Origin of the sequence: Haloterrigena salifodinae (assembly GCF_003977755.1) — an archaeon.
Classification (GTDB): Archaea; Halobacteriota; Halobacteria; order Halobacteriales; family Natrialbaceae; genus Haloterrigena; species Haloterrigena salifodinae.
The window spans coordinates 334,425-354,196 of sequence record NZ_RQWN01000001.1; the positions used below are offsets into that span (position 1 = coordinate 334,425).

Sequence of the window (19,772 nt, forward strand, 5' to 3'; positions counted from 1 at the left end):
TCGGCTACCGGCTACGACAGCTTACACGTCCGAATACCGACGGACGCGAACTTCTAATGGCGTCGGCGTGGCAGCAGCGAGACGCATGGACTACGATACGTGGTCCGAGAACCAGGAGACGACGACGGTCGCCGTCGACGAACACGACCTCGAGGTCGCCTACTACGACGACGGTGACGGGGAGCCGATCCTGTTCTGTCACGGCATTCCGACGTCGTCGTTCCTCTGGCGCGACGTCGCACCGGCGCTGTCGGACGACTACCGGGTGATCGCCCCGGACATGGTCGGCTACGGAAACTCGGCGATGCACGACGGGTTCGACCGCTCGATCAGGGCCCAAGAGGCGATGATCGCCGGCCTGGTCGAGAAGTTGGGTCTCGAGTCACTGACGTTCGTCGGTCACGACCTCGGCGGCGGCGTCGCCCTGCGCTACGCCGTTCACGATCCGGACGCGGTCGACCGACTCGTCCTGTCGAACGCGGTCTGTTATGACTCGTGGCCCATCGAGACCATCGTCGACCTCGGACTGCCCGCGACGATCAACGAGATGAGCGTCGACGACGTCCACGAGACGCTCGAGGAAGTCTTCCGCGATACCCGATACGACGACCCTGAGGAGACGTTCGTCGACGGGATGCTCGCCCCGTGGGACTCCGAGGAGGCGGTCGTCTCGCTGTCGCGCAACGCGATCGGGACCAACACGAGCCACACGACCGAGATCGATCCGAGCGAGATCCCCGCCCGGACGCTCCTGCTGTGGGGTGCCGAGGACGAGTTCCAGGAGATCGAGTACGCCGAGCGCCTCGAGGGCGATATCTCCGACGCCGAACTCGTCGGACTCGACGAGGCGTCTCACTGGGTCATGGCCGACCGGCCCGACGCCTACACCGAGCGGCTCCGCGAGTTCCTCGACGCGTGAACCGCGGTGTGACTATCACCCGTCGCACGCGGTTTCAATCGGGTCATCGATCCGGTTCTCGAGATCCTCGCCGCGGTCGGTCTCGAACAACCGCCGGCCGTGATCCCGCCCGAAAACGCCTCGAGTCGCGTCGGCTCGGGCGCCGTTTCGTGTAGCGTTCGGCTCGTTTCGACGAATCGCTCGTCTCCGGTCAGCGTCTCGGCCGGGACCGTGCAGTCGGAAGCGTTTTTCTCCCGGACTCGTAGGTCCACTCGATGACATCACTCAGCGCACACCACGTCGGAATCACCGTCGAAGACCTCGAAGAAACGCTCCCGTTCTACCGCGACGTCCTCGGACTCGACGTCGTCGAGCGGTTCAGCGTCGGCGGCGAGGAGTTTTCGGACGCCGTGGGCGTCGAGGGGGCCCGCGGGGAGTTTGCTCACCTCGAGGCCGACGGGATCCGGATCGAACTCGTCGAGTACGACCCCGAAGCGCGGGGCTCGCCCGCGGCGGGGCTCAACCAGCCCGGCGCGAAACACGTCGGACTGGCGGTCGACGACCTCGACGCGTTCTACGCGGCGCTTCCCGACGACGTCCCGACGATCAGCGAGCCGCGGACGACGGAAAGCGGAACGTCGATTCTGTTCCTCCGCGATCCGGAGAACAACCCGATCGAAGTGCTCGAGGCGTGAGGAGAGGGGAACCCAGACAACGCCGTATCAACCGGTCGATACCGCCGAGAGACAGACGGATTACCGAGCGAGCGACGACTTCAGGTCCGATTGGACCTGCTCGACGGCTTCGTCGCAGTTCGAGCAGGCGGTCTTTTCGGAGTCGATGTAGACGGTCCCGCACCGCAAGCACTGGAAGAGGTTTCCGGGGGCGTTCGGCGACGGTGCGGCGTTGTCCGTTTCGACGCCGTCAACGTCGGCGTCGTCCGCAGATCGGCCGTCGTCCGCGAACAGCGTCGAGCGGATACGGTTGCGAAGGCGACCGAGATGCGAGTTAGATTTCTCGTTGGTTCGAATGGCCATACTGTAGTAGACGATTATAATAGCGAAGTAGCTGATGTCTAAAGTATTTGGAACGGGAAGCGTTCGCATTCGGGATATTCCGGCTCGTCACTGTCGAACGCGCACGATCTTCTCAATCCGATGACTGTCTCGATCTCCCGGACGAACCCGGTCGAACTCGCTTGCGGAACGGCCGCGATCGCGAGCGCCGACGGGATAGCAACCTTTTCGAGCGGCGGGGGACCACTCGCAGGCATGAACTTCTTCGATCGGCTGCACGACCGCATTCGGACGGTCGACAGCGTCGTCTCGGTCGGGCTCGACCCCGACCAGTCGCGACTCCCCGACCACCTCGCGGAGCACGACCTTCCGCGGTGGGCGTTCAACCGCCGGATCATCGACGCCACCCACGAGCACGCCGCCGTCTACAAGCCCAACGCCGCCTTCTACGAGGACTCCGACGGCTGGCGGGCGCTGGACGAGACGATTGCCTACGCCCACGGGAAGGACGTTCCCGTCCTGCTCGACGCCAAGCGCGCCGACATCGGGAACACGACACGTCAGTACGCCCAATTGCTTGAGAAAGCCGACGCGATCACCGTCAACCCCTACATGGGCCGGGACTCGCTGCAGCCGTTCCTGTCGAACGAGGAGGCCGGCGTCTTCGTCCTCTGTCGGACCTCGAACCCCGGCGGCTCCGACATTCAGGACCTCGAACTCGAGACGGGCGAACCCGTCTACGAGCGCGTCGCCGCGCTGGCGGACCTCTGGAACGAGAACGACAACGTCGGCCTCGTCGTCGGCGCGACCAAACCCGAGGAGCTCGAGGACCTCCGCGAGCAGGTGCCCGATCTCCCCTTCCTCGTCCCGGGCGTGGGCGCACAGGGCGGCGACGCCGAGGCGGCCGTGGAGTACGGCCTCGCCGACGGCGTCGGACTGGTCAACTCCTCGCGCGGGATCATCTTCGCCGGAGAAGACGACGGGGAAGAGTTTGCGAAGGCCAGCGGTCAGGCCGCGAAGCGACTCAAAAAGCGGCTGAATCAGTACCGCGACTAAGCACACCTCATACCGATACACCCGTCCGATCGACTCGAGGAGGTGGCGTTACCGGAACGCGATTCGACGCGCGTTACGCGGTTCCGTTTCGGTCCGAATCGACCACGCGGCCCGCAACGTGTCCGTCGACGGTCCGGCCGAGGATTTCGACCGTGACCGATTCCGCTGGCGGCCGCTCCTCGAGTCGATCCAGTCCGTCGACGACTGCGATATCCAGGGGACTCGCTTCGTTCGGATGGTCGGCGACGAGTCGGCCGTCGCGCTCCTCGAGGGAAAGTCGAAACCGCTCGCCGACGGCCAGCGAGTCGCCGAGGACGTCGCGAATCGAGGTCACGGCGCTCAGAACCGGTTGATGTCGACGTCTTCGGACTCCGACGGCGACGGTTGGGTCGGATCCGCCTGCGCGGCGCACTCGACGCACAGTTCCTTCCCGTCCTCGTAGTGGATGTCACAGGCGAGCGTGCCGCAGTTCCCACACCGCTCCTGTGCGGGCCGGGACTCGCAGATCTGACAGAGGCCGCTGACGCTCATACCCGAAATAGCGTCTCGAGCGCCTTGAAACCGCGGCCGGAACACCCCGGTCGAGAGGGAGATCGGCCGGCGGCGCTTCAGCCTGTACGCGCAGTCGCGACCGGCTTGCTGTCTCGAATCTCGTCCCGTTGCCTCCGTGACCAGCGGTTGCCGTACGGATACATACTGTGTGCTATGTTACCACTGTACGGGAAGGTTTTTGCCATGCGGACCGCTACCGTTCCATATGAGCCGTGACCGGGCTCTCCTCGAGCGAGCCCTGGACCGTGGCGAACAGGACGGTGGCAACGTCGAATTCAAGGAACGACTGTCACGAAACGTCCACCTCGAGGGTGGACGACGGGAGAGCCTGGCCGCGCAACTGCGCCACCGACTGCTCTCCGGGGACGGCGAGGCGACGTACGTCGTCGGCGTCACCGACGACGGCGGCCTCGCCGGCATCGACCCCGACACGTTCTCCGAGACGATGGACGTTCTCTCCCTGTTGGCCGAGGAGGCCGACGCCCACATCGACGACGTGCAGACGTGGGGCGTCGAGGACGGACTCGTCGGCGTCGCGCTCATTCAGGAGGGCGGCGTCCTCGAGACCGACGACGAACACGTCGTCGTTGGGACGGCGGGCCACGTCGACCACGGCAAGAGCACGCTCGTCGGGTCGCTCGTCACGGGCAACCCCGACGACGGCGACGGCGCAACGCGGGCGTACCTCGACGTCCAGCCACACGAGGTCGAACGGGGCCTCTCGGCCGATCTCTCCTACGCCGTCTACGGCTTCGACGAGGACGGGCCGGTCCGCGTGCGAAACCCGAACCGAAAGCAGGACCGCGCCGCGGTCGTCGAAGAGGCCGACCGGCTGGTCTCGTTCGTCGACACCGTCGGCCACGAGCCGTGGCTCCGGACGACGATCCGCGGGCTGGTCGGCCAGAAACTCGACTACGGGCTGCTGGTCGTCGCCGCCGACGACGGGCCCACGCGCACGACCCGGGAACACCTCGGCGTCCTGCTCGCGACGGATCTGCCGACGATCGTCGCGATTACGAAGGCCGACACCGTCGACGAGGAGCGCATCGAGGAGGTCGAACGCGAGGTCGAACGGCTCCTGCGGGAGGTCGACAAGTCGCCGCTGCGGGTGTCCCGCCACGGCGTCGACGCCGCGATCGACGAGATCAGCGAGCGCGTGGTGCCGATCGTCGAGACCAGCGCCATCACGATGGATGGCCTGGAGACGCTGGACGAACTGTTCGACCGGCTCCCGAAGACCGCCCAAGACACCGGCGAGTTCCGGATGTACGTCGACCGGAGCTACTCGGTGACCGGCGTCGGAGCGGTCGCCTCCGGCACCGTCATGTCCGGCGAGGTCGAGGCCGGCGACGAACTCCTGTTGGGGCCGATGCCCGACGGCCGGTTCCAGGAGGTCGAAGTCCGCTCGATCGAGATGCACTACCACCGCGTCGACAAGGCCCAGGCGGGCCGGATCGTCGGCATCGCGCTGAAGGGCGTCAAGGAAAGCGCCATCGAGCGCGGCATGGTGCTGCTCCCGCGAGAGACCGACCCCGACCCCGTCCGGGAGTTCGAGGCCGAGGTCATGGTGCTCAACCACCCCACCCGGATCGGCGAGGGGTACGAACCCGTCGTCCACCTCGAGACGATCGGCGAGGCAGCCGCCTTCTACCCGGAGAACGGCCGCCTCCTGCCGGGCGATACGGGCGAGACCACCGTCCGATTCAAGTTCCGACCGTACCTCGTCGAGGAGGGCCAGAAGTTCGTCTTCCGCGAGGGCCGGAGCAAGGGCGTCGGGACGGTGACCGACGTCCATCCGATGGACTAAGATCGAGACTGAGACTGAGGCCGAGTTCGACCGTTGCAGGTTCGGTGCGCTCCGCTCGAGGTTTCACCCGGTACCTGTTTTGCTGTCGACTCTGTGGCGTGTATTCCATCTCGTCCGTCCGCCACTATAGTAGCCAGATCGACGCCGAAGTGGCGTTTGATCGATATCTTTTAGTATGGGTGTAAAATGAACTTTACTGTAAAGCGGTCTTGACACCGATCGATCCATGACGGGAGAACTATCGACGGACCAACGGCGACGGTACAGGGAACTGATGAACCGGTCGATGGGCCTCGGCGTCGCCGGCGCTCTCGGTGCGACGGCGCTCTCCGTGGTAGCCTCCAAAGGGAACGCCAATCTGTTCGCGTTCGCAGGCGTCGGCCTCTACTACCTCGGCGTCGTCGGATACCTCGCGATCTGGCAGCGGACGGGGGTTCGGTTGTTCGACGAGCGCGAAGCGGAGATCGAACGGCGAGCGGGACACATCGTGTGGGTTCTCGTGTCGTTCGTCGCGATCTTCGGACTCCCGGCCGATCTGGTACTCGACGCGACGGATGCGGTGGATGTCCCCCTCGCGATCCGCGGCACGATCTGGGGATACGCGCTCCTGGTTGCTGTCGGGCTGATCGTCTACGGGTACGTCGAGCGGCGATACACGTGAAAAACGAGCTTCGGACGTACCGGGAGGCCGCCGACCTCAGCCAGGGCGAACTCGCCGATGCGGTCGGCGTCTCCCGGCAGACGATCAACGCGATCGAACGCGACCGATACGATCCGTCGCTGGAACTCGCGTTCCAACTGGCAGCCTACTTCGACTGCCGCGTCGAGGACCTCTTCGATCCGGAACTCGACGACGAGACGTAACTGACAGCCACATCGTCGACTACTCGAGGTCGCTCGCCGATCGGTACCGGTCGCTGCCGACCGTTCGCGCAGCGAGTCCCAGTAGAACCGCCCACTCGAGGAGCCTTCGGACGCGCTCTTGGGGGTCGTCCAGACGTTGTGATCGGGCCCCGCGCTCAAATCCCGGACGCTCGTCTCGCAGTTCGTCGATGACGGTAGCGACTGACAGCGGCTCGTCGGCTTGCTCGAGCGCCTCGAGGACCGAGTCGGCGCCGTAGACGCGCTCCCGGAACGCCTCTCGAAGCTGCGGATCCGCGGATTCGAGTGACTCCACAGGCGGCGATCGCTCGGTCGCTCGACGGTAGCCGGCCGACGCCTCGGTGACGAGGCCGAGCGCCCGCAGGAATACCAACCACGCCTCCACCGCGTCGCGGGACTCGAGTCGGGTTTCGGGAACCGGTTTGAACCGCGCGGTCAGAGGTCGAAGGAGTCGACGAGCAGTTCCTCGTCGGTCTCGCCGTGGACGTAGGTCGGGCCGCCGACCACGTCGATGGTGACCTTCGCGGGCGCGAAGAGGTCCGACGGGACTTCGGAGAAGTCCCACTCGAGGTCGTCGAAGACCTCGCCGAACGGCCGGCCGTGGTCCTCGGCGGCTGTCGAGGGCACGTCGTCGAAGACGTCGGCGTCCTCGCGAACCGTGAGGTGGGCCGTGCCGCCATAGGCGATGGCGTCGTTCGTGCGGGCGATCGCCGTCTGCTCGTCGCCGGCGACGGGAGCGACCGGCGCCCGGCCCGTCGCGGAGACGATGTCGAGGGGATCGTAGCCCAGTTCCGAGAGACGGAACGTCGCGAGCTCGGCCGCTCGAGCGGCGTTCGTAATGGATCCGACGAGGCTCGCGGTCGGGTAAGCGAGCAGGAAGACGCTGCTGGGTTCGACCTCCGCGAGCTCCGCGACCTGCGCGGCGGCGGCCGCGGTCGGATCCCGCTCGGTCTCGACGGCCAGCGCCGTCAGGTCGAACGCGTCCGTGTAGCCGACGCGGCGGAACTCCTCCTCCTCGGCGACCAGCGCCCGCGCGGGGCCGCTGCCTAGTCCCTCGAAGTCCTCGGTGGTCAGCTCCCAGCCCGCCTTCTGCGAGCACAGCAGCGAGAGCGCGGGCTGGTCGGTCGCGAGCTGGACGTACGGGATCGGGGCGTCGCCGATCTCGCCCAAGTGGTGACTCGGCGTCGCCATGCCCGCCGTCTGGATCTCCGTCAGCAACAGTCCGGCCTCGATTCCGCCCTCGAACTCGAGGCCGAAGTCGAGGACCGTGGCCTCGTTGTCGAGGTCGTAGCCGCCGATGTTCAACTCCTCGGCGTAATCGAGGGCCTCATCGACCAACTCGATCGCCATCCGGTTGAGACTTTCCATACCGACGCGTTCGCTCCCCGCCGTAAAACAGTTTGTTAGTTCGGAGCCGCGAGGGTGATCGGTGGCGCTACTCCGCCTCTGGCTCGTCCTCGCGTTCGTCCCGGTTCGTCGCTGGCCGGCCGAGGTGTTCCTCGACGGCCTCGACCTTCTGCTCGGCGGAAACGTCTCGAGACCGCTTGTCGTCAATCTTCAACACGGTGCTCACCCGGTCGCCGTCGACCGCCTCGTGGGCCGCCTGAGCGGCCGCGAACAACTCCCCGATGTCGTTGGCTTCGATCACCGTCCCCATCGGGTTCGTCTCGTACTCGACGTCGTAGGCCTCGAGCGCGTCGACGGCCTTCGCGACCTCGCCGGACATGCTGCCCTCGATCACCGGTGCGACGCTCAGCAGTGCGATTACCGTCATTACTGGAAGCGTCGACGAGGAAGCCCCTAAATCCGTGCCATTCGCGGCGTCGCGACTCGAGGGGGCGCGAAAACCGAAACCGGACCGATGAGAAGAGTGACTGGGACCTGCCGGTCGACTCAGTCCGCCCGCGGGTGCGGGGAGTCGGTCGGCGGGTAGATGATCACGTCGCCGTTCGCGTAGACGTACACCTCGTGCTCGAGGGCGGTGAAGGCGATGTGCCCGCCCGTGCGTTCGGTGCCGTCGGCCTTCTTGCTGAAGATGCGATCGAGCGCGTCGGGGTCGACGCTGTCGTAGAGGGAGAACTCGCCCTGGGAGACGTCGGTGTCCGCGATCGAGGCGAGCGCGTGGACGATCGTCGTCGTGATCGTCGCGGTGCCGTCGGGATCGTGGTTGAAGACGTAGCGGTCGTTGGTCTGGTCGTACTGCAGGTCGTCGGCGTCGGCGGTTGAAAGTTCAGTTTGCATAGGAGGTCTCGGAGTTCAATCGTCTATTGATTCGTAGTTACTCGGAGTATAAAAGCCAATCGCAGCCGATATTGGTAAACGGACGCGACTGAACATCAGTAGAATAGTTCAAATACGGTTATTCTCGGCGATACGTGACCGTCGAGTGCGAAAACCGGTCGCGGAGCCGATACCGAGCCGGCGGCGACGTAAGAGCGGATTACTCGCCGCCGAGCGATCAATCTCGCAACTAATCGCTGATTGCCGACGATTCTCGCCCGACGAGGATCGCCGAACGACCGAGCAGCGACGGAATAGCGGAAGGATTCACTCGATTCCGGGTCCTAGTGTCGATAGTGCCGCGCGAAAAATGCTCCGAGCGATCGTCGACGCGTGACGTCGGTTGCTACCGCTACGCCGGTTGCCGGTGGAACGACTCGAGGATGTCGAGTCCGCGCCGGGTCTTGGCGAACGCCGCGATCGGTCGTTCCGATTCGCAGTGGTCGCACCGGAACCGGTTTCCGGGCGCCGGGAGGGCGGTCGGATCGGCGGTCCACTGTTCCCCGCAATCGGCGCATTCGAGTCGAATCCAACCCTCTCGCATACGCGTGCCAGTACGTAATCTATCAACTTAATCCCACCTCGAACCCGGCCGGTCGGCGCCGCCGCTGGCGGCTTGCCATCGCCATCCACGAACGTATTCCGCCGCGCGCCCGATGGCGATGTATGGCTACTGGTTCGACCGACGACATCGAGGAGGCCCTCGAGGAGTTTGGCGACGACCTGCCCGCCGAGGTCGACGAGGCAGCGATCAGCCGCATGCAAACCGTCGCTCGCGCCCTCGACGAGGGATTCCACCTCCCGGGGACGAACTTCCGGTTCGGACTCGATCCGATCGTCGGGATCCTCCCCGGCGCCGGCGACACCGCGACCGCGCTCGTCTCGCTGTACATCGTCGCCGAGTCCGCCCGCATGGGCGTCTCCCAGTCGACGCTCCTGCGCATGCTGGCGAACATCGCCGTCGACACCATCGGCGGCTCAGTTCCTATACTCGGCGTCATCTTCGACGCCTTCTGGAAGTCCAACAAGTGGAACGTCAAGCTAGCGATCGAGGAACTCGCCGACTCGAGCGGGGATTCAGCGTCTGGGCCGGAAACCGTCGTCATCGATTAACGACTCGAGTCCACGGGGTTCTCGCCGCTCTTCTTTACCGGCTGACGCCACCGCGTCTGAACCTCGAGACGGATAGCAGACGGTAGGTAATATACGCTTCAATAAATCGCCGACTAGCAATACGCTTCGCGGTCGCTCGCGGAAGTAAATTCGGAGAAGTGCGCCGGCGGGGGAGTTGACCCACGCCTAAGAACCTGCTCGCTAACGCTCGCAGAACCTCGGTCTGATTCAGATCCAGACTGATGTTTCGATATCCGGACTCCTCGCTTCGCTCGTCGTCGTTGGATATCGAAAAATGCGCTGGCGGGGATTTGAACCCCGGTTGTGACCATGGCAAGGTCACGTGATACCACTACACTACCAGCGCACACACGTGCACTCGGTCTCGAGTACACTCGAACCGATGGGCCACGATCACTTATAAATGTCGAAAGCGAGAGTGTCAAGCCATCTAGCTTCGATGGTGGGAATGGCCTCGAGAGCGGCTACAGAAGCTAGACTGGTCAAATCGCGGTTGGCATCCGACCGTCTGTTCCTACCGGTGTTCGAACTCGAACGAGGGCTTCGAGTGAGAGACTCGCACCGCGACGGAGCGTTCCGGGTAGGACGATCGGAGCGACGTGCTGGCTGAAATGGAAACTGCGTCCGAGAACCTGCCTCGCTCCGCTCGTGGGAATTGAATTGAGAGAAGTGCGCTGGCGGGGATTTGAACCACGCTCGAGAACCTGCTCGCTCGCGCTCGCAGAACCTCGGTCTGATTCAAACCCAGTACGATGTTTCGATATCCGGACTCCTCGCTTCGCTCGTCGTCGTTGGATATCGAAAAATGCGCTGGCGGGGATTTGAACCCCGGTTGTGACCATGGCAAGGTCACGTGATACCACTACACTACCAGCGCCCTGCTACACTTACACCTACACCGGGATAGATGTATAAGGGTTGCGAATCGACCCGGTATCGGCAAGGAGGCACACGCGTTCAACCTCGATGCCGGGTTGCGAAATCGGACGACGGGCCAGCGGGGCTCACAGTTCACGTTCGGCCGCCGCCGGTAGTGTCACCGCGAACGTCGCCCCCTCGTCGGGCTCGGACTCGAGACGGATCACGCCGCCGTGGCGCTCGATGATCCGCTCGCACAGCGCGAGTCCGATGCCGGTGCCGTCGTGCTCGCCCTGGGAGTGGAGGCTCTCGAACACCTCGAAGATCTCGTCGGCGTCGTCGGGATCGATCCCGATCCCCTCGTCCCGGACGGCGATCTCCCAGCGGTCGTCCCTGCCCGCGCGTCGCCGAGCGGAGACGTGAACGCGCGGCGGGTCGTCGCCGCTGTACTCGAGGGCGTTCTCCAGAAGGTTCTGGAACAGTTGGCGCAACTGATCGCGGTCGCCCGTCACGCACGGCAGTTTCTCGGCGGAGATCTCGGCGTCCGTTTCCTCGATCCGGACCTGGAGATCCTCGAGGATGTTTTCGAGAATGCCGTCCATATCGACGGGTTCGAACGGATCGCCGCCCGTCTCGACACGGGAGTACGCGAGCAGGCCGTCGATCATGTCGCGCATGCGCTCGGCGCCGTCGACCGCGAAGTCGATGAACTCCCGGCCGTCCTCGTCCAAGACGTCCGCGTACCGGCTCTCGATCAACCGGAGATAGCTCGAGACCATCCGCAGGGGTTCCTGTAGGTCGTGGCTGGCGGCGTAGGCGAACTGCTCTAATCGCTCGTTGGACTCCTCGAGTCGCTCGACCAGTTCCTCGAGCCGCCGCTCGCGTTCGACCTGTTCGGTGATCTCCTGTGCGAGGCTCAGCCCGGCGAAGATCTCGCCGTCGGCATCCCGTAGCGGCGCCGCCCAGATCTGCCAGTGATCGCCGTCGAACGTGATCGTCGTGCTGTCGGTCTCGCCGTCCTCGATGGCGGCCCGGTACAGCGGGGCCAGTTGTCTGCTGACGTCGTCCGGAAAGATCACCGACATTCGTTCGCCTTCCATCTGCTCCGCCTCGGGCAGCGTGTCGCCCAGAACCGCGCCCTCGATCAGCGTGTACCGGAGGTTCTCGTCGTACACGCCGACCGCGCCGTTCGGGAAGTGCTCGGCCAGCGTCCGGTAGCGGCGTTCGGACTCCTCGAGCTGTCGTTCGCGGCGTTTCAGCTCGGTGATATCCGAGATCGCCCCGTCCAGTCGGACGGGGGTGCCGTCGTCGTACTCGACCTCGCCGCGGGCGACGATCCACACGAGGTCGCCGTCCGCGTTCCGAACGCGGTATTTGGCCTCGAGTTCGCCCGTCTCTTCGACGGCGCGCTCGAGTCGCTCCCGCGTCCGGGCCCGGTCGTCCTCGTGGATCGATTCGTAGAAGGCACCCATCGGCGCGCCGTCGGCGACCAGTTCCGGATCCATGCCGTAGGTCGACGCGAAATAGTCGTCGGCGGTGACGACGTCCTCCTGAACGTCCCAGGTCCAGATCCCGACAGACGCGGCTTCGGTCGCGACGTCCAGTTGCGTTCGGACCGCCTGCAGATCCCGCTCGCGCTCCCGTTTCTCGGTGACGTCCCGGACGAGGCAGATGAGTTCGCCGTCGTCGGTCTCGGTCAGCGAGTGCTGGGAAAGGAAGGTAGTGCCGTCGCTGCGCACGCAGGTCGTCGTCCCCGACCACTGTCCCGCCGCCGAGATACGCGGCAGAATGTCGTCGGCGAAGCGGGACGGTTTGGCTTCGATCCCGAGGTCGTCCCAGTGTTCGCCGATCATCTCCTCGGGCTCGTATCGGAACGTTTCCGCGTACGCGTCGTTGACGTAGATGAACTCGCCGTTCTTGTCGAGCAGGCTGATCCCTTCGCGGGCGACCTCGAGCGCCCGCACGACGCGTCGCCGTTCCTGCTCTCGGCGCTTTCGCTCAGTGATGTCCCGAACGACACCGATCTCCTCCTGTCGGCCGTCCTCCGTCCGTCGCGTCGCGAACGTCCCTTCGACGGGAACGCGATCCCCATCGGCCCGCTGCAGTTTCGCTTCCATGGCCGGGTTCTCGGCAGTCGGCTCCCCCTCGTTGCCCGTCGTCAGTCGCTTTTTCGACTCCTCGATTGCGGCCTCGTCGACGACGAGGGAGGCGTGTTCGCCGACCAGCTCCTCGCGGTCGTAGCCGGTCATTCGAGCGTACGCCTCGTTGACCATCGTGAACCGGCCATCCTCGCCTTTCACGTAGATCCCGTCGGACATCGTCTCGACGATCGTCTCGTACTTGGCCAGCTCCCGTTCGCGTTGCTTCCGCTCGGTGACGTCGCGACCGATACCGGCCAGGACGCGCTTTCCCTCGGGATTTTCGAGTCCGACAGCGACGAACTCGTAGGGGATCCGCTCGCCGTTCTTGGTCAGCACCTCCACCTCGTGTCGCGCGCTTCCGGTTTCGAAGACCTCCTCGATTTCCTCCGCGGTTCGCTCGCGGTCATCCTCGACGATGAACTCCAGGGGCCGCATCGATTCGATCTCCGCATCGGTGTAGCCGGTGACCGCGTTCAGCGTCTCGTTCCACCGCTGGAAGTCGCCCGTCTCGTCGATGACGTAGAACACGTCGTCGACCGCGTCGAGAATGCCGTCGGTGTACTCCGTGTACCGCTCGAGTCGCGCCTCGCGCTCGCGCAAGCGTCGGTCCTTCGCTGCGCGGCCGATCGCCCCCGCGATGACGTTCGCGACGCCGCGAAGGAACGTCGCGTCGCGCTCGGAGAACGTCCGCTGGTCGCTCGAGTAGACCCCGAGAGCGCCCCACGGCTCGTCCTCTGAGCCGACGGCGACGGTGATTCCGCTGGTAATGTCATGACCGGCGAACAACTCGGCTTCGAAGACAGCCCCGTCGGACCGACGGTCCTCGACGATCACCGGGTCGTCGGTACACAGCGTGACGCCGACCAGCGATTCCCGGCCCGCGGGGACGGTCGCCGATCCAACGACGCCCGAATGCCAGCCGACGCCCCCTCGCAATGAGGCCGCGTTCCCGCCCGGGTGCATTTCGAGCACGCCGCAGTACTCGGCACCCAGCGCGTCGCTGACGGCCGCGGCTGCGTCGTCGATCAGCCCGTCGAGGTCGGCCGGTTCCAGCGCCCGCTGGCTGAGTTCCGCGACCACCTCCTGTTGCCGAAGTCGGCTCTCGAGTTCCGCCTCGGTCGGCGAGGGCGATTCCATGCTACCGAGACCGTGTGTGACATAGCGGTAAAATTCCTCGGAATGGGTCGTTCGACCCGCCGCGGTAACGCTCCGCTGCTCGCGCGCTCGCGACGGCCGTCGAAGACGTGTTGACAGTTACCTATCACCGACGGCGAGTGTGTGCCCGCACGGCACGAATTCGGGGGTGTGAGCCCTTGTCAGCCGCAATCGAATCCGCTATCCTTTTAAGATCCCCTCCGCAAGACATCGCTACAGTCTAGTGACGCGGCGCCGAAGCGTTTCGGCATGACCGTCAGCGTACTCGTTCCGTCGTCACTCACCCGGGAAGCCGAGGACAAACGCGAGGCAACTCGCAAACTCGGATACGTCGCCCGCGCGGCGACGATCTTCCGGGCCGATCGCCTGATCGTCTACCCAGACCGGGACGGCGAAACCGGGCGATTCGACGGCGGGTTCGTAAGCACCGTCTTGCGGTACGCCGCAACGCCCCCCTACCTTCGCAACGAGGCCTGGGGGATGCGGGACGAACTGGAGTACGCGGGCGTCTTGCCGCCGCTCCGCGCCATGTCACAGACCGGCTCCGAATCTACCGGTTCGGGGTCGTCAAGACAAGGGATCGTGACCGAGGTCGGACCTGAAGGGCGCGTCCGGGTCAATTGCGGACTGCAACACCCGATCTCCCTCAACGTACCGCCGAAAATGGCGGTCGAGGAGGGGGAGCGCGTGACCGTCAGGATCTCTTCGCGACGACCGGTCCGGGCGAAACTCGTCGACGAGCCCCTCCCAGGGCTGTCGGTCGAGCGGACGGACCTGCAGACAGCACTCGGCCGTGAGGACGCCGGCGTCCGCATCGCGTCGTCCCGGTACGGTGAAGAACTCACCATCGGGCGACTCGAGACGCTGGCCGGACGTATCGAGGGCGACGGGATGACCGTCGCCTTCGGCGCGCCCGAGAGAGGGCTGCCTGCTATCCTCGGAATCGAGGCATCGGCCATCGAAGCGTCGTCGGGACAAGGCGACGCGATCGAACCGTCGTCCGACCGGGACGACGCAGCCGATGACGGAGTCGAACCCACAGCCGATCCGGGGTTCGACCTCTGGCTAAACACGGTTCCGGACCAAGGGAGCGAGGTCGTGCGAACGGAGGAGGCTCTGTTCGCTACCCTCGCGCCCCTCTCACTGAGAGAGTGATAGAATGCCACAAGCAAATTCACCACGCAAAGGCTCACTCGGGTTCGGCCCACGAAAGCGTGCGACCAGCGAGGTCCCGCGCTTCAACTCGTGGCCGGACGACGAAGGACAGCCGACGCTCCAGGGTTTCGCGGGCTATAAGGCCGGCATGACCCACGTCGTCATGGTCGACGATAAAGCGAATTCGCCGACCGAGGGGATGGAACAGACCGTCCCCGTGACGATCGTGGAGACGCCGCCCATGCGCGCCGTTGCTCTGCGAGCGTACGAAGAAACGCCGTACGGCATGAAGCCGGTCACCGAGGTCTGGACCGACGAGTTCGTCCCCGAACTCGATCGCGTCCTCGACATCCCCGGTGATGACTACGACACTGACGCCGCCGAAGACGAACTTCGCGGCCTCCTCGAGGAGGGACGCGTCGACGACGTTCGCGTCATCACGCACACGGTTCCGTCCGAGATTCCCTCGGTCCCCAAGAAGAAACCGGACGTGATGGAGACGCGCGTCGGCGGCGGTTCCGTCGAGGACCGCATCGACTTCGCGCTCGAGACCGTCGCAGACGGTGGCGAGCACGTCATGAACGACGTCTTCCGCGCCGGCGAGTACGTCGACGCGAGCGGCGTCACGAAAGGGAAAGGGACGCAGGGTCCCGTCAAGCGATGGGGCGTCCAGAAACGAAAGGGCAAGCACGCCCGGCAGGGATGGCGCCGCCGCATCGGGAACCTCGGTCCCTGGAACCCGTCCCGCGTTCGGTCGACGGTCCCCCAGCAGGGGCAGACCGGCTACCACCAGCGGACGGAACTGAACAAGCGCCTCGTCGACATCGGCGACGGTGCCGACGCGACGGTCGACGGCGGCTTCGTCAACTACGGCGAAGTCGACGGACCGCACGCGCTGATCAAGGGCTCGCTCCCCGGACCACAACAGCGCCTCGTGCGCTTCCGTCCGGCGATCCGACCCGGAGACCAGCCGCGCCTCGATCCCGAGGTCCGGTACGTCTCCACCGCATCTAACCAGGGATAACACATGGAAGCAACAGTACGCGACCTGGACGGCGCCGAAGCGGACTCGGTCGAGCTCCCGGCGGTCTTCGAGACAAACTACCGCCCGGACCTGATCGCCCGCGCCGTTCGCGTCGCCCAGGCAAACCGGAAACAGGACTACGGCGCCGACGAGTTCGCCGGCCTTCGAACGCCGGCCGAATCGTTCGGTAGCGGCCGCGGGATGGCCCACGTCCCCCGGCAGGAAGGACGCGGTCGCCGCGTTCCCCAGACCGTCAAGGGACGCAAGGCCCACCCGCCGAAAGCCGAGAAGGACCAGTCCGAATCGATCAACACGAAAGCAAAGAAGCTGGCCGTCCGAAGCGCCATCGCCGCGACGACCGACGCTGAGATCGTCGCCGAGCGCGGCCACGAGTTCGACGGTGACCTCGAGCTGCCCGTCGTCGTCGACGACGAGTTCGAGGACCTCCAGAAGACCCGTGAGGTCGTCGACTTCCTCGAGGCAACGGGCCTCGCGGACGACATCGAACGCGCAGACGAGGGTCGCAGCGTCCGTTCTGGCCAGGGGAAAGCCCGCGGCCGGAAGTACAAGACGCCGACGTCGGTCCTCTTCGTCACCTCCAGCGAGACCGGCCCGTCCCGCGCGGCCCGGAACCTCGCCGGTGCCGACGTGACGACGGCCGCGGAGGTCAACGCGGAGGATCTCGCACCCGGCGCACAGCCGGGTCGACTGACCGTCTGGACCGAGAGCGCACTCGAGGAGGTGGCCGACCGATGAGTTCGATCATCGAACACCCTCTCGTGACCGAGAAGGCGATGAACGACATGGACTTCGAGAACAAGCTCCAGTTCGTCGTCAACCCGGACGCGTCCAAGCCGGAGATCCGCGACGAGATCGAAGAGCGCTTCGAGATCTCGGTACAGGACATCAACACGCAGGTAACGATGAAGGGTAAAAAGAAAGCGGTCGTCCGCCTCGATGAGGAGGACGACGCACAGGAAGTCGCTTCACGAATCGGGGTGTTCTGAGAATGGGACGACGCATTCAAGGACAGCGACGTGGTCGCGGGACCTCGACGTTCCGTGCCCCTTCGCACCGCTACAAGGCGGAACTCGAGCACAAGAAGTCCGAGGACGACGACGTCGTTCGCGGGACGGTCGTGGACATCGAACACGACCCCGCGCGATCGGCTCCCGTCGCCGCCATCGAGTTCGAGGACGGCGACCAGCGCCTCGTCCTCGCGCCGGAAGGCATCGGCGTCGGCGAGGAGATCCAGGTCGGCGTCTCTGCGGAGATCAAGCCGGGTAACACGCTCCCGCTCGCGGAGATCCCGGAAGGGGTCCCGGTCTGTAACGTCGAAGCCAACCCTGGCGACGGCGGTCGGTTCGCCCGCGCGTCGGGCGTCAACGCAGACCTGATCACCCACGACCGCAACGCCGCGGTCATCCAGCTTCCCAGCGGCGAGGTCAAGCGCCTCGATCCGCAGTGTCGAGCCACCATCGGCGTCGTCGCCGGCGGAGGCCGCACGGAGAAGCCGATGGTCAAGGCAGGCAACAAGCACCACAAGATGAAAGCCCGGGGCACCAAGTGGCCCCGCGTCCGCGGTGTCGCGATGAACGCCGTCGACCACCCGTTCGGTGGCGGCGGCCGACAGCACCCCGGCAAACCCAAGTCCGTCTCGCGGGACGCCCCGCCGGGACGGAAGGTGGGTGACATCTCCTCGCGTCGTACCGGCCGAGGTGGAAACAAATGAGTCAGGAGTACCGAACCGGCCGCGAAGGTGAGTTCACCTACCGCGGTCACACGCTCGAGGAGCTGCAGGCGATGGAGCTCGAGGAAGTTGCGGAACTGCTCCCCGCTCGCCAGCGGCGAAGTATCGAACGCGGTCTCTCCGTCGAGAAGCAGAAGCTGCTCGAGGAGGCCCGCGAGAAAGAAGAGGAAGAGACGGCGAACGCGCCGATCCGAACGCACCTGCGGGATATGCCGATCCTGCCGGAGTTCGTCGGGCTGACCTTCGAGGTCTACACCGGCCAGGCGTTCGAGCGCGTCCGCGTCGAACCCGAGATGATCGGACACTATCTCGGCGAGTTCCAGCTGACCCGCACGTCCGTCGAGCACGGACAGGCCGGGATCGGCGCGACTCGATCCTCGAAGTTCGTCCCACTGAAGTGATCATCGTATGGGAATCAACTACTCAGTCGACGCGGACCCGGACAAGACCGCGAAAGCGATGCTCCGGGAGCGTCACATGAGCAACAAGCACAGCAAGGAGGTCGCTCGCGCGATCAAGGGTCGCACCGTCGAGGAGGCCCAGGAGTATCTCCAAAGCGTCATCGACGAAGAGCAGTCGGTTCCGTTCAAGTCCCACAACGCCGGTGCCGGTCACCGATCGGACATCGACGGCTGGGACGCCGGCAAGTACCCCGAGAAGGTCTCGGGGGAGTTCCTCGACCTGCTCGAGAACGTCGAGGCCAACGCCGACCACCAGGGATTCGACGGCGCCTCGATGGAGATCGTCCACGTCGCCGCCCACAAGGTCGGCGAGTCCGTCGGCCGCAAGCCCCGCGCGATGGGGCGGGCGTCCTCGTGGAACACGCCGGAGGTCGACGTCGAGATCGTGGTCAGCGAGCAACCAGAGGACGAAGAAGGTGATAGTTAATGGCTGACGAACAACAGTTCATCGAAAACGGCCTGCAGCGGTCTCAGATCGATGAGTTCTTCCAGGAAGAGCTCGGCCGCGCAGGCTACGGTGGCATGGACGTCGCCAAGACGCCGATGGGAACCCAGATCGTCCTCAAGGCCGAGAAGCCCGGGATGGTCATCGGCAAGGGCGGCGAGAACATCCGGAAGGTCACGACGGCCCTCGAGGAGAAGTTCAACCTCGAGGACCCCCAGATCGACGTCCAGGAGGTCGAGGAACCCGACCTCAACGCGCGGATCGTCGCGGACCGACTGGCCAACGCGCTCGAGCGCGGCTGGTACTTCCGCAAGGCCGGTCACACGACGATCGACCGGATCATGGAAGCCGGCGCGCTCGGCGCCGAGATCGTCCTCTCCGGGAAGGTCACCGGCGCCCGATCGCGTGTCGAGAAGTTTAACCGCGGCTACATCAAGCACAACGGTGAGCCCGCCGAAGAGGTCGTCGACCACGGCCAGGGCGTCGCGGTGATGAAACTCGGCACCATCGGTGTCGACGTCAAGATCATCCCGCCGGGAGCCGAACTCCCCGACGACTTCGAGATCCACGAAGAGATGGACCCCGAGGAACTCGTCCCCGATGCCGTCGAGGCCAACGAGGCCGAGGGCGTCGAGGAACTCCTCGAGGGCGAACCCGAGGAAGCCGAAGCCAGCGCCGAAGGCGACGAGGCCTCGGCCGACGACGCCGTCGAGACCGAATCCGAGATCGACGAGGAGTCCGTCGAGGAAGTCATCGAGGAGGAGGTCGCCGGCGAGGACGAGGAAGACGTCGAAATCCCCGACGAGTCCCCGATCGAGGAGGATCTGGACGAACTCGAGGAAGACGTCGAAGCCGAGGCTGAAGAACTCGTCGCCGAGATGGACGAGGAAGCCGACGCTGATGCCGACGCGGACGAAGACGAGGGAGGTGACGCCTGATGGCGATCCTCCACGTCGACGAGATCCGCGACATGACGCCCGCCGAACGGCAGGAGGAGCTCGAGGAACTCGAGACCGAACTGCTGAACCAGAAGTCCGTCCTCGCCGCCGGTGGCGCCCCGGAGAACCCGGGTCGCATCGGCGAGCTCGGCCGCACCATCGCGCGGATCAAGACGATCCAGCGCGAGGAAGGCGACCTGGACGAAGACGACGAATAACA

At 65.3% G+C, this 19,772-nt stretch carries 25 protein-coding genes and 2 tRNA genes; 16 read left to right on the forward strand and 11 right to left on the reverse strand.

The window, feature by feature from the left end:
- Positions 1-85: 85 nt before the first annotated feature.
- On the forward strand, positions 86-919 hold the full coding sequence (locus EH209_RS01665; RefSeq protein ID WP_126661255.1) for an alpha/beta fold hydrolase: 834 nt from the start codon (positions 86-88) through the stop codon (positions 917-919).
- A 254-nt stretch (positions 920-1,173) separates the two neighbouring features.
- Positions 1,174-1,593, forward strand: coding sequence for a VOC family protein (locus EH209_RS01670; protein WP_126661256.1), 420 nt, complete (start codon positions 1,174-1,176; stop codon positions 1,591-1,593).
- A gap of 60 nt (positions 1,594-1,653) precedes the next feature.
- Here the strand turns inward: EH209_RS01670 and EH209_RS01675 are convergent, their stop codons facing one another.
- Positions 1,654-1,935: a hypothetical protein gene (locus tag EH209_RS01675; protein WP_126661257.1), complete on the reverse strand. Its 282-nt coding sequence runs from the start codon at positions 1,933-1,935 to the stop codon at positions 1,654-1,656.
- A gap of 234 nt (positions 1,936-2,169) precedes the next feature.
- Between EH209_RS01675 and pyrF the strand changes: the two genes are divergently transcribed.
- Positions 2,170-2,970, forward strand: coding sequence for an orotidine-5'-phosphate decarboxylase (gene pyrF / locus EH209_RS01680; RefSeq protein ID WP_126661258.1), 801 nt, complete (start codon positions 2,170-2,172; stop codon positions 2,968-2,970).
- Between the two features lie 73 nt (positions 2,971-3,043).
- On the opposite strand, the gene EH209_RS01685 is transcribed toward pyrF, so the two are convergent.
- Together EH209_RS01685 and EH209_RS01690 are read right to left on the reverse strand one after the other, a co-directional pair.
- The gene (locus EH209_RS01685) at positions 3,044-3,304 is read right to left on the reverse strand and encodes a hypothetical protein (protein WP_126661259.1); all 261 of its coding nucleotides are present in this window, start codon (positions 3,302-3,304) and stop codon (positions 3,044-3,046) included.
- 5 nt (positions 3,305-3,309) lie between these two features.
- Positions 3,310-3,501, reverse strand: a complete 192-nt coding sequence (locus EH209_RS01690) for a hypothetical protein (protein WP_126661260.1) — start codon at positions 3,499-3,501, stop codon at positions 3,310-3,312.
- Between the two features lie 226 nt (positions 3,502-3,727).
- On the opposite strand from EH209_RS01690, the gene EH209_RS01695 reads away from it, so the two are divergent.
- The 3 genes from EH209_RS01695 to EH209_RS01705 all read left to right on the forward strand — a co-directional run bounded on the left by EH209_RS01695 (position 3,728) and on the right by EH209_RS01705 (position 6,193).
- Positions 3,728-5,329 carry a GTPBP1 family GTP-binding protein gene (locus EH209_RS01695; RefSeq protein ID WP_126661261.1) on the forward strand — a complete coding sequence of 534 codons (1,602 nt, stop codon included), beginning with the start codon at positions 3,728-3,730 and terminating at the stop codon, positions 5,327-5,329.
- A 226-nt stretch (positions 5,330-5,555) separates the two neighbouring features.
- Entirely contained in the window at positions 5,556-5,990 is a 435-nt protein-coding gene (locus EH209_RS01700; protein WP_126661262.1) for a hypothetical protein, read from the forward strand.
- Entirely contained in the window at positions 5,987-6,193 is a 207-nt protein-coding gene (locus tag EH209_RS01705) for a helix-turn-helix transcriptional regulator (RefSeq protein ID WP_126661263.1), read from the forward strand. Before EH209_RS01700 ends, EH209_RS01705 begins: the two co-directional genes overlap by 4 nt.
- 19 nt (positions 6,194-6,212) lie before the next feature.
- Here EH209_RS01705 and EH209_RS01710 read toward each other — a convergent pair whose 3' ends face one another.
- The 5 genes from EH209_RS01710 to EH209_RS01730 form a co-directional block, all read right to left on the reverse strand.
- Positions 6,213-6,584, reverse strand: a complete 372-nt coding sequence (locus EH209_RS01710; RefSeq protein WP_126661264.1) for a hypothetical protein — start codon at positions 6,582-6,584, stop codon at positions 6,213-6,215.
- A gap of 62 nt (positions 6,585-6,646) precedes the next feature.
- Positions 6,647-7,579, reverse strand: coding sequence for a methenyltetrahydromethanopterin cyclohydrolase (gene mch, locus EH209_RS01715; protein ID WP_126661265.1), 933 nt, complete (start codon positions 7,577-7,579; stop codon positions 6,647-6,649).
- A gap of 67 nt (positions 7,580-7,646) precedes the next feature.
- Entirely contained in the window at positions 7,647-7,985 is a 339-nt protein-coding gene (locus EH209_RS01720) for an MTH1187 family thiamine-binding protein (protein ID WP_126661266.1), read from the reverse strand.
- Between the two features lie 119 nt (positions 7,986-8,104).
- Positions 8,105-8,452, reverse strand: a complete 348-nt coding sequence (locus EH209_RS01725) for a HalOD1 output domain-containing protein (protein WP_126661267.1) — start codon at positions 8,450-8,452, stop codon at positions 8,105-8,107.
- A 391-nt stretch (positions 8,453-8,843) separates the two neighbouring features.
- The gene (locus EH209_RS01730; RefSeq protein ID WP_126661268.1) at positions 8,844-9,035 is read right to left on the reverse strand and encodes a DUF7836 family putative zinc-binding protein; all 192 of its coding nucleotides are present in this window, start codon (positions 9,033-9,035) and stop codon (positions 8,844-8,846) included.
- Between the two features lie 122 nt (positions 9,036-9,157).
- Here EH209_RS01730 and EH209_RS01735 point away from each other — a divergent pair, with 122 nt between their 5' ends.
- Complete coding sequence (locus EH209_RS01735; protein WP_126661269.1) at positions 9,158-9,604, forward strand: DUF4112 domain-containing protein; 447 nt, start codon at positions 9,158-9,160, stop codon at positions 9,602-9,604.
- Positions 9,605-9,900: 296 nt separating this feature from the next.
- Here EH209_RS01735 and EH209_RS01740 read toward each other — a convergent pair.
- The 3 genes from EH209_RS01740 to EH209_RS01750 form a co-directional block, all read right to left on the reverse strand.
- Positions 9,901-9,971: transfer RNA gene (locus EH209_RS01740), tRNA-Gly, on the reverse strand.
- Positions 9,972-10,431: 460 nt separating this feature from the next.
- A tRNA-Gly gene (locus EH209_RS01745) sits at positions 10,432-10,502 on the reverse strand.
- 127 nt (positions 10,503-10,629) lie between these two features.
- The gene (locus EH209_RS01750) at positions 10,630-13,761 is read right to left on the reverse strand and encodes a PAS domain S-box protein (RefSeq protein ID WP_126661270.1); all 3,132 of its coding nucleotides are present in this window, start codon (positions 13,759-13,761) and stop codon (positions 10,630-10,632) included.
- Positions 13,762-14,028: 267 nt separating this feature from the next.
- On the opposite strand from EH209_RS01750, the gene EH209_RS01755 reads away from it, so the two are divergent.
- From EH209_RS01755 to rpmC, 9 genes are read left to right on the forward strand one after another with little or no spacing between them, the layout of a single operon-like run.
- On the forward strand, positions 14,029-14,934 hold the full coding sequence (locus tag EH209_RS01755) for a putative RNA uridine N3 methyltransferase (protein WP_126661271.1): 906 nt from the start codon (positions 14,029-14,031) through the stop codon (positions 14,932-14,934).
- Positions 14,935-14,938: 4 nt separating this feature from the next.
- Complete coding sequence (locus EH209_RS01760; protein ID WP_126661272.1) at positions 14,939-15,958, forward strand: 50S ribosomal protein L3; 1,020 nt, start codon at positions 14,939-14,941, stop codon at positions 15,956-15,958.
- Positions 15,959-15,961: 3 nt separating this feature from the next.
- A complete protein-coding gene (rpl4p, locus tag EH209_RS01765) occupies positions 15,962-16,714 on the forward strand; it encodes a 50S ribosomal protein L4 (RefSeq protein ID WP_126661273.1) in 753 nt (250 codons plus the stop codon).
- A complete protein-coding gene (locus tag EH209_RS01770) occupies positions 16,711-16,965 on the forward strand; it encodes a 50S ribosomal protein L23 (protein WP_012943389.1) in 255 nt (84 codons plus the stop codon). Before rpl4p ends, EH209_RS01770 begins: the two co-directional genes overlap by 4 nt.
- A gap of 2 nt (positions 16,966-16,967) precedes the next feature.
- Entirely contained in the window at positions 16,968-17,690 is a 723-nt protein-coding gene (locus EH209_RS01775; protein WP_008894892.1) for a 50S ribosomal protein L2, read from the forward strand.
- Positions 17,687-18,109, forward strand: coding sequence for a 30S ribosomal protein S19 (locus tag EH209_RS01780; protein WP_008894891.1), 423 nt, complete (start codon positions 17,687-17,689; stop codon positions 18,107-18,109). The genes EH209_RS01775 and EH209_RS01780 overlap by 4 nt, the downstream gene beginning before the upstream one ends.
- Before the next feature lie 7 nt (positions 18,110-18,116).
- On the forward strand, positions 18,117-18,596 hold the full coding sequence (locus EH209_RS01785) for a 50S ribosomal protein L22 (protein ID WP_126661274.1): 480 nt from the start codon (positions 18,117-18,119) through the stop codon (positions 18,594-18,596).
- Positions 18,596-19,552 carry a 30S ribosomal protein S3 gene (locus EH209_RS01790; protein WP_126661275.1) on the forward strand — a complete coding sequence of 319 codons (957 nt, stop codon included), beginning with the start codon at positions 18,596-18,598 and terminating at the stop codon, positions 19,550-19,552. The genes EH209_RS01785 and EH209_RS01790 overlap by 1 nt, the downstream gene beginning before the upstream one ends.
- Positions 19,552-19,770, forward strand: coding sequence for a 50S ribosomal protein L29 (rpmC, locus tag EH209_RS01795; protein WP_126661276.1), 219 nt, complete (start codon positions 19,552-19,554; stop codon positions 19,768-19,770). The genes EH209_RS01790 and rpmC overlap by 1 nt, the downstream gene beginning before the upstream one ends.
- The last annotated feature ends 2 nt before the right edge of the window (positions 19,771-19,772 follow it).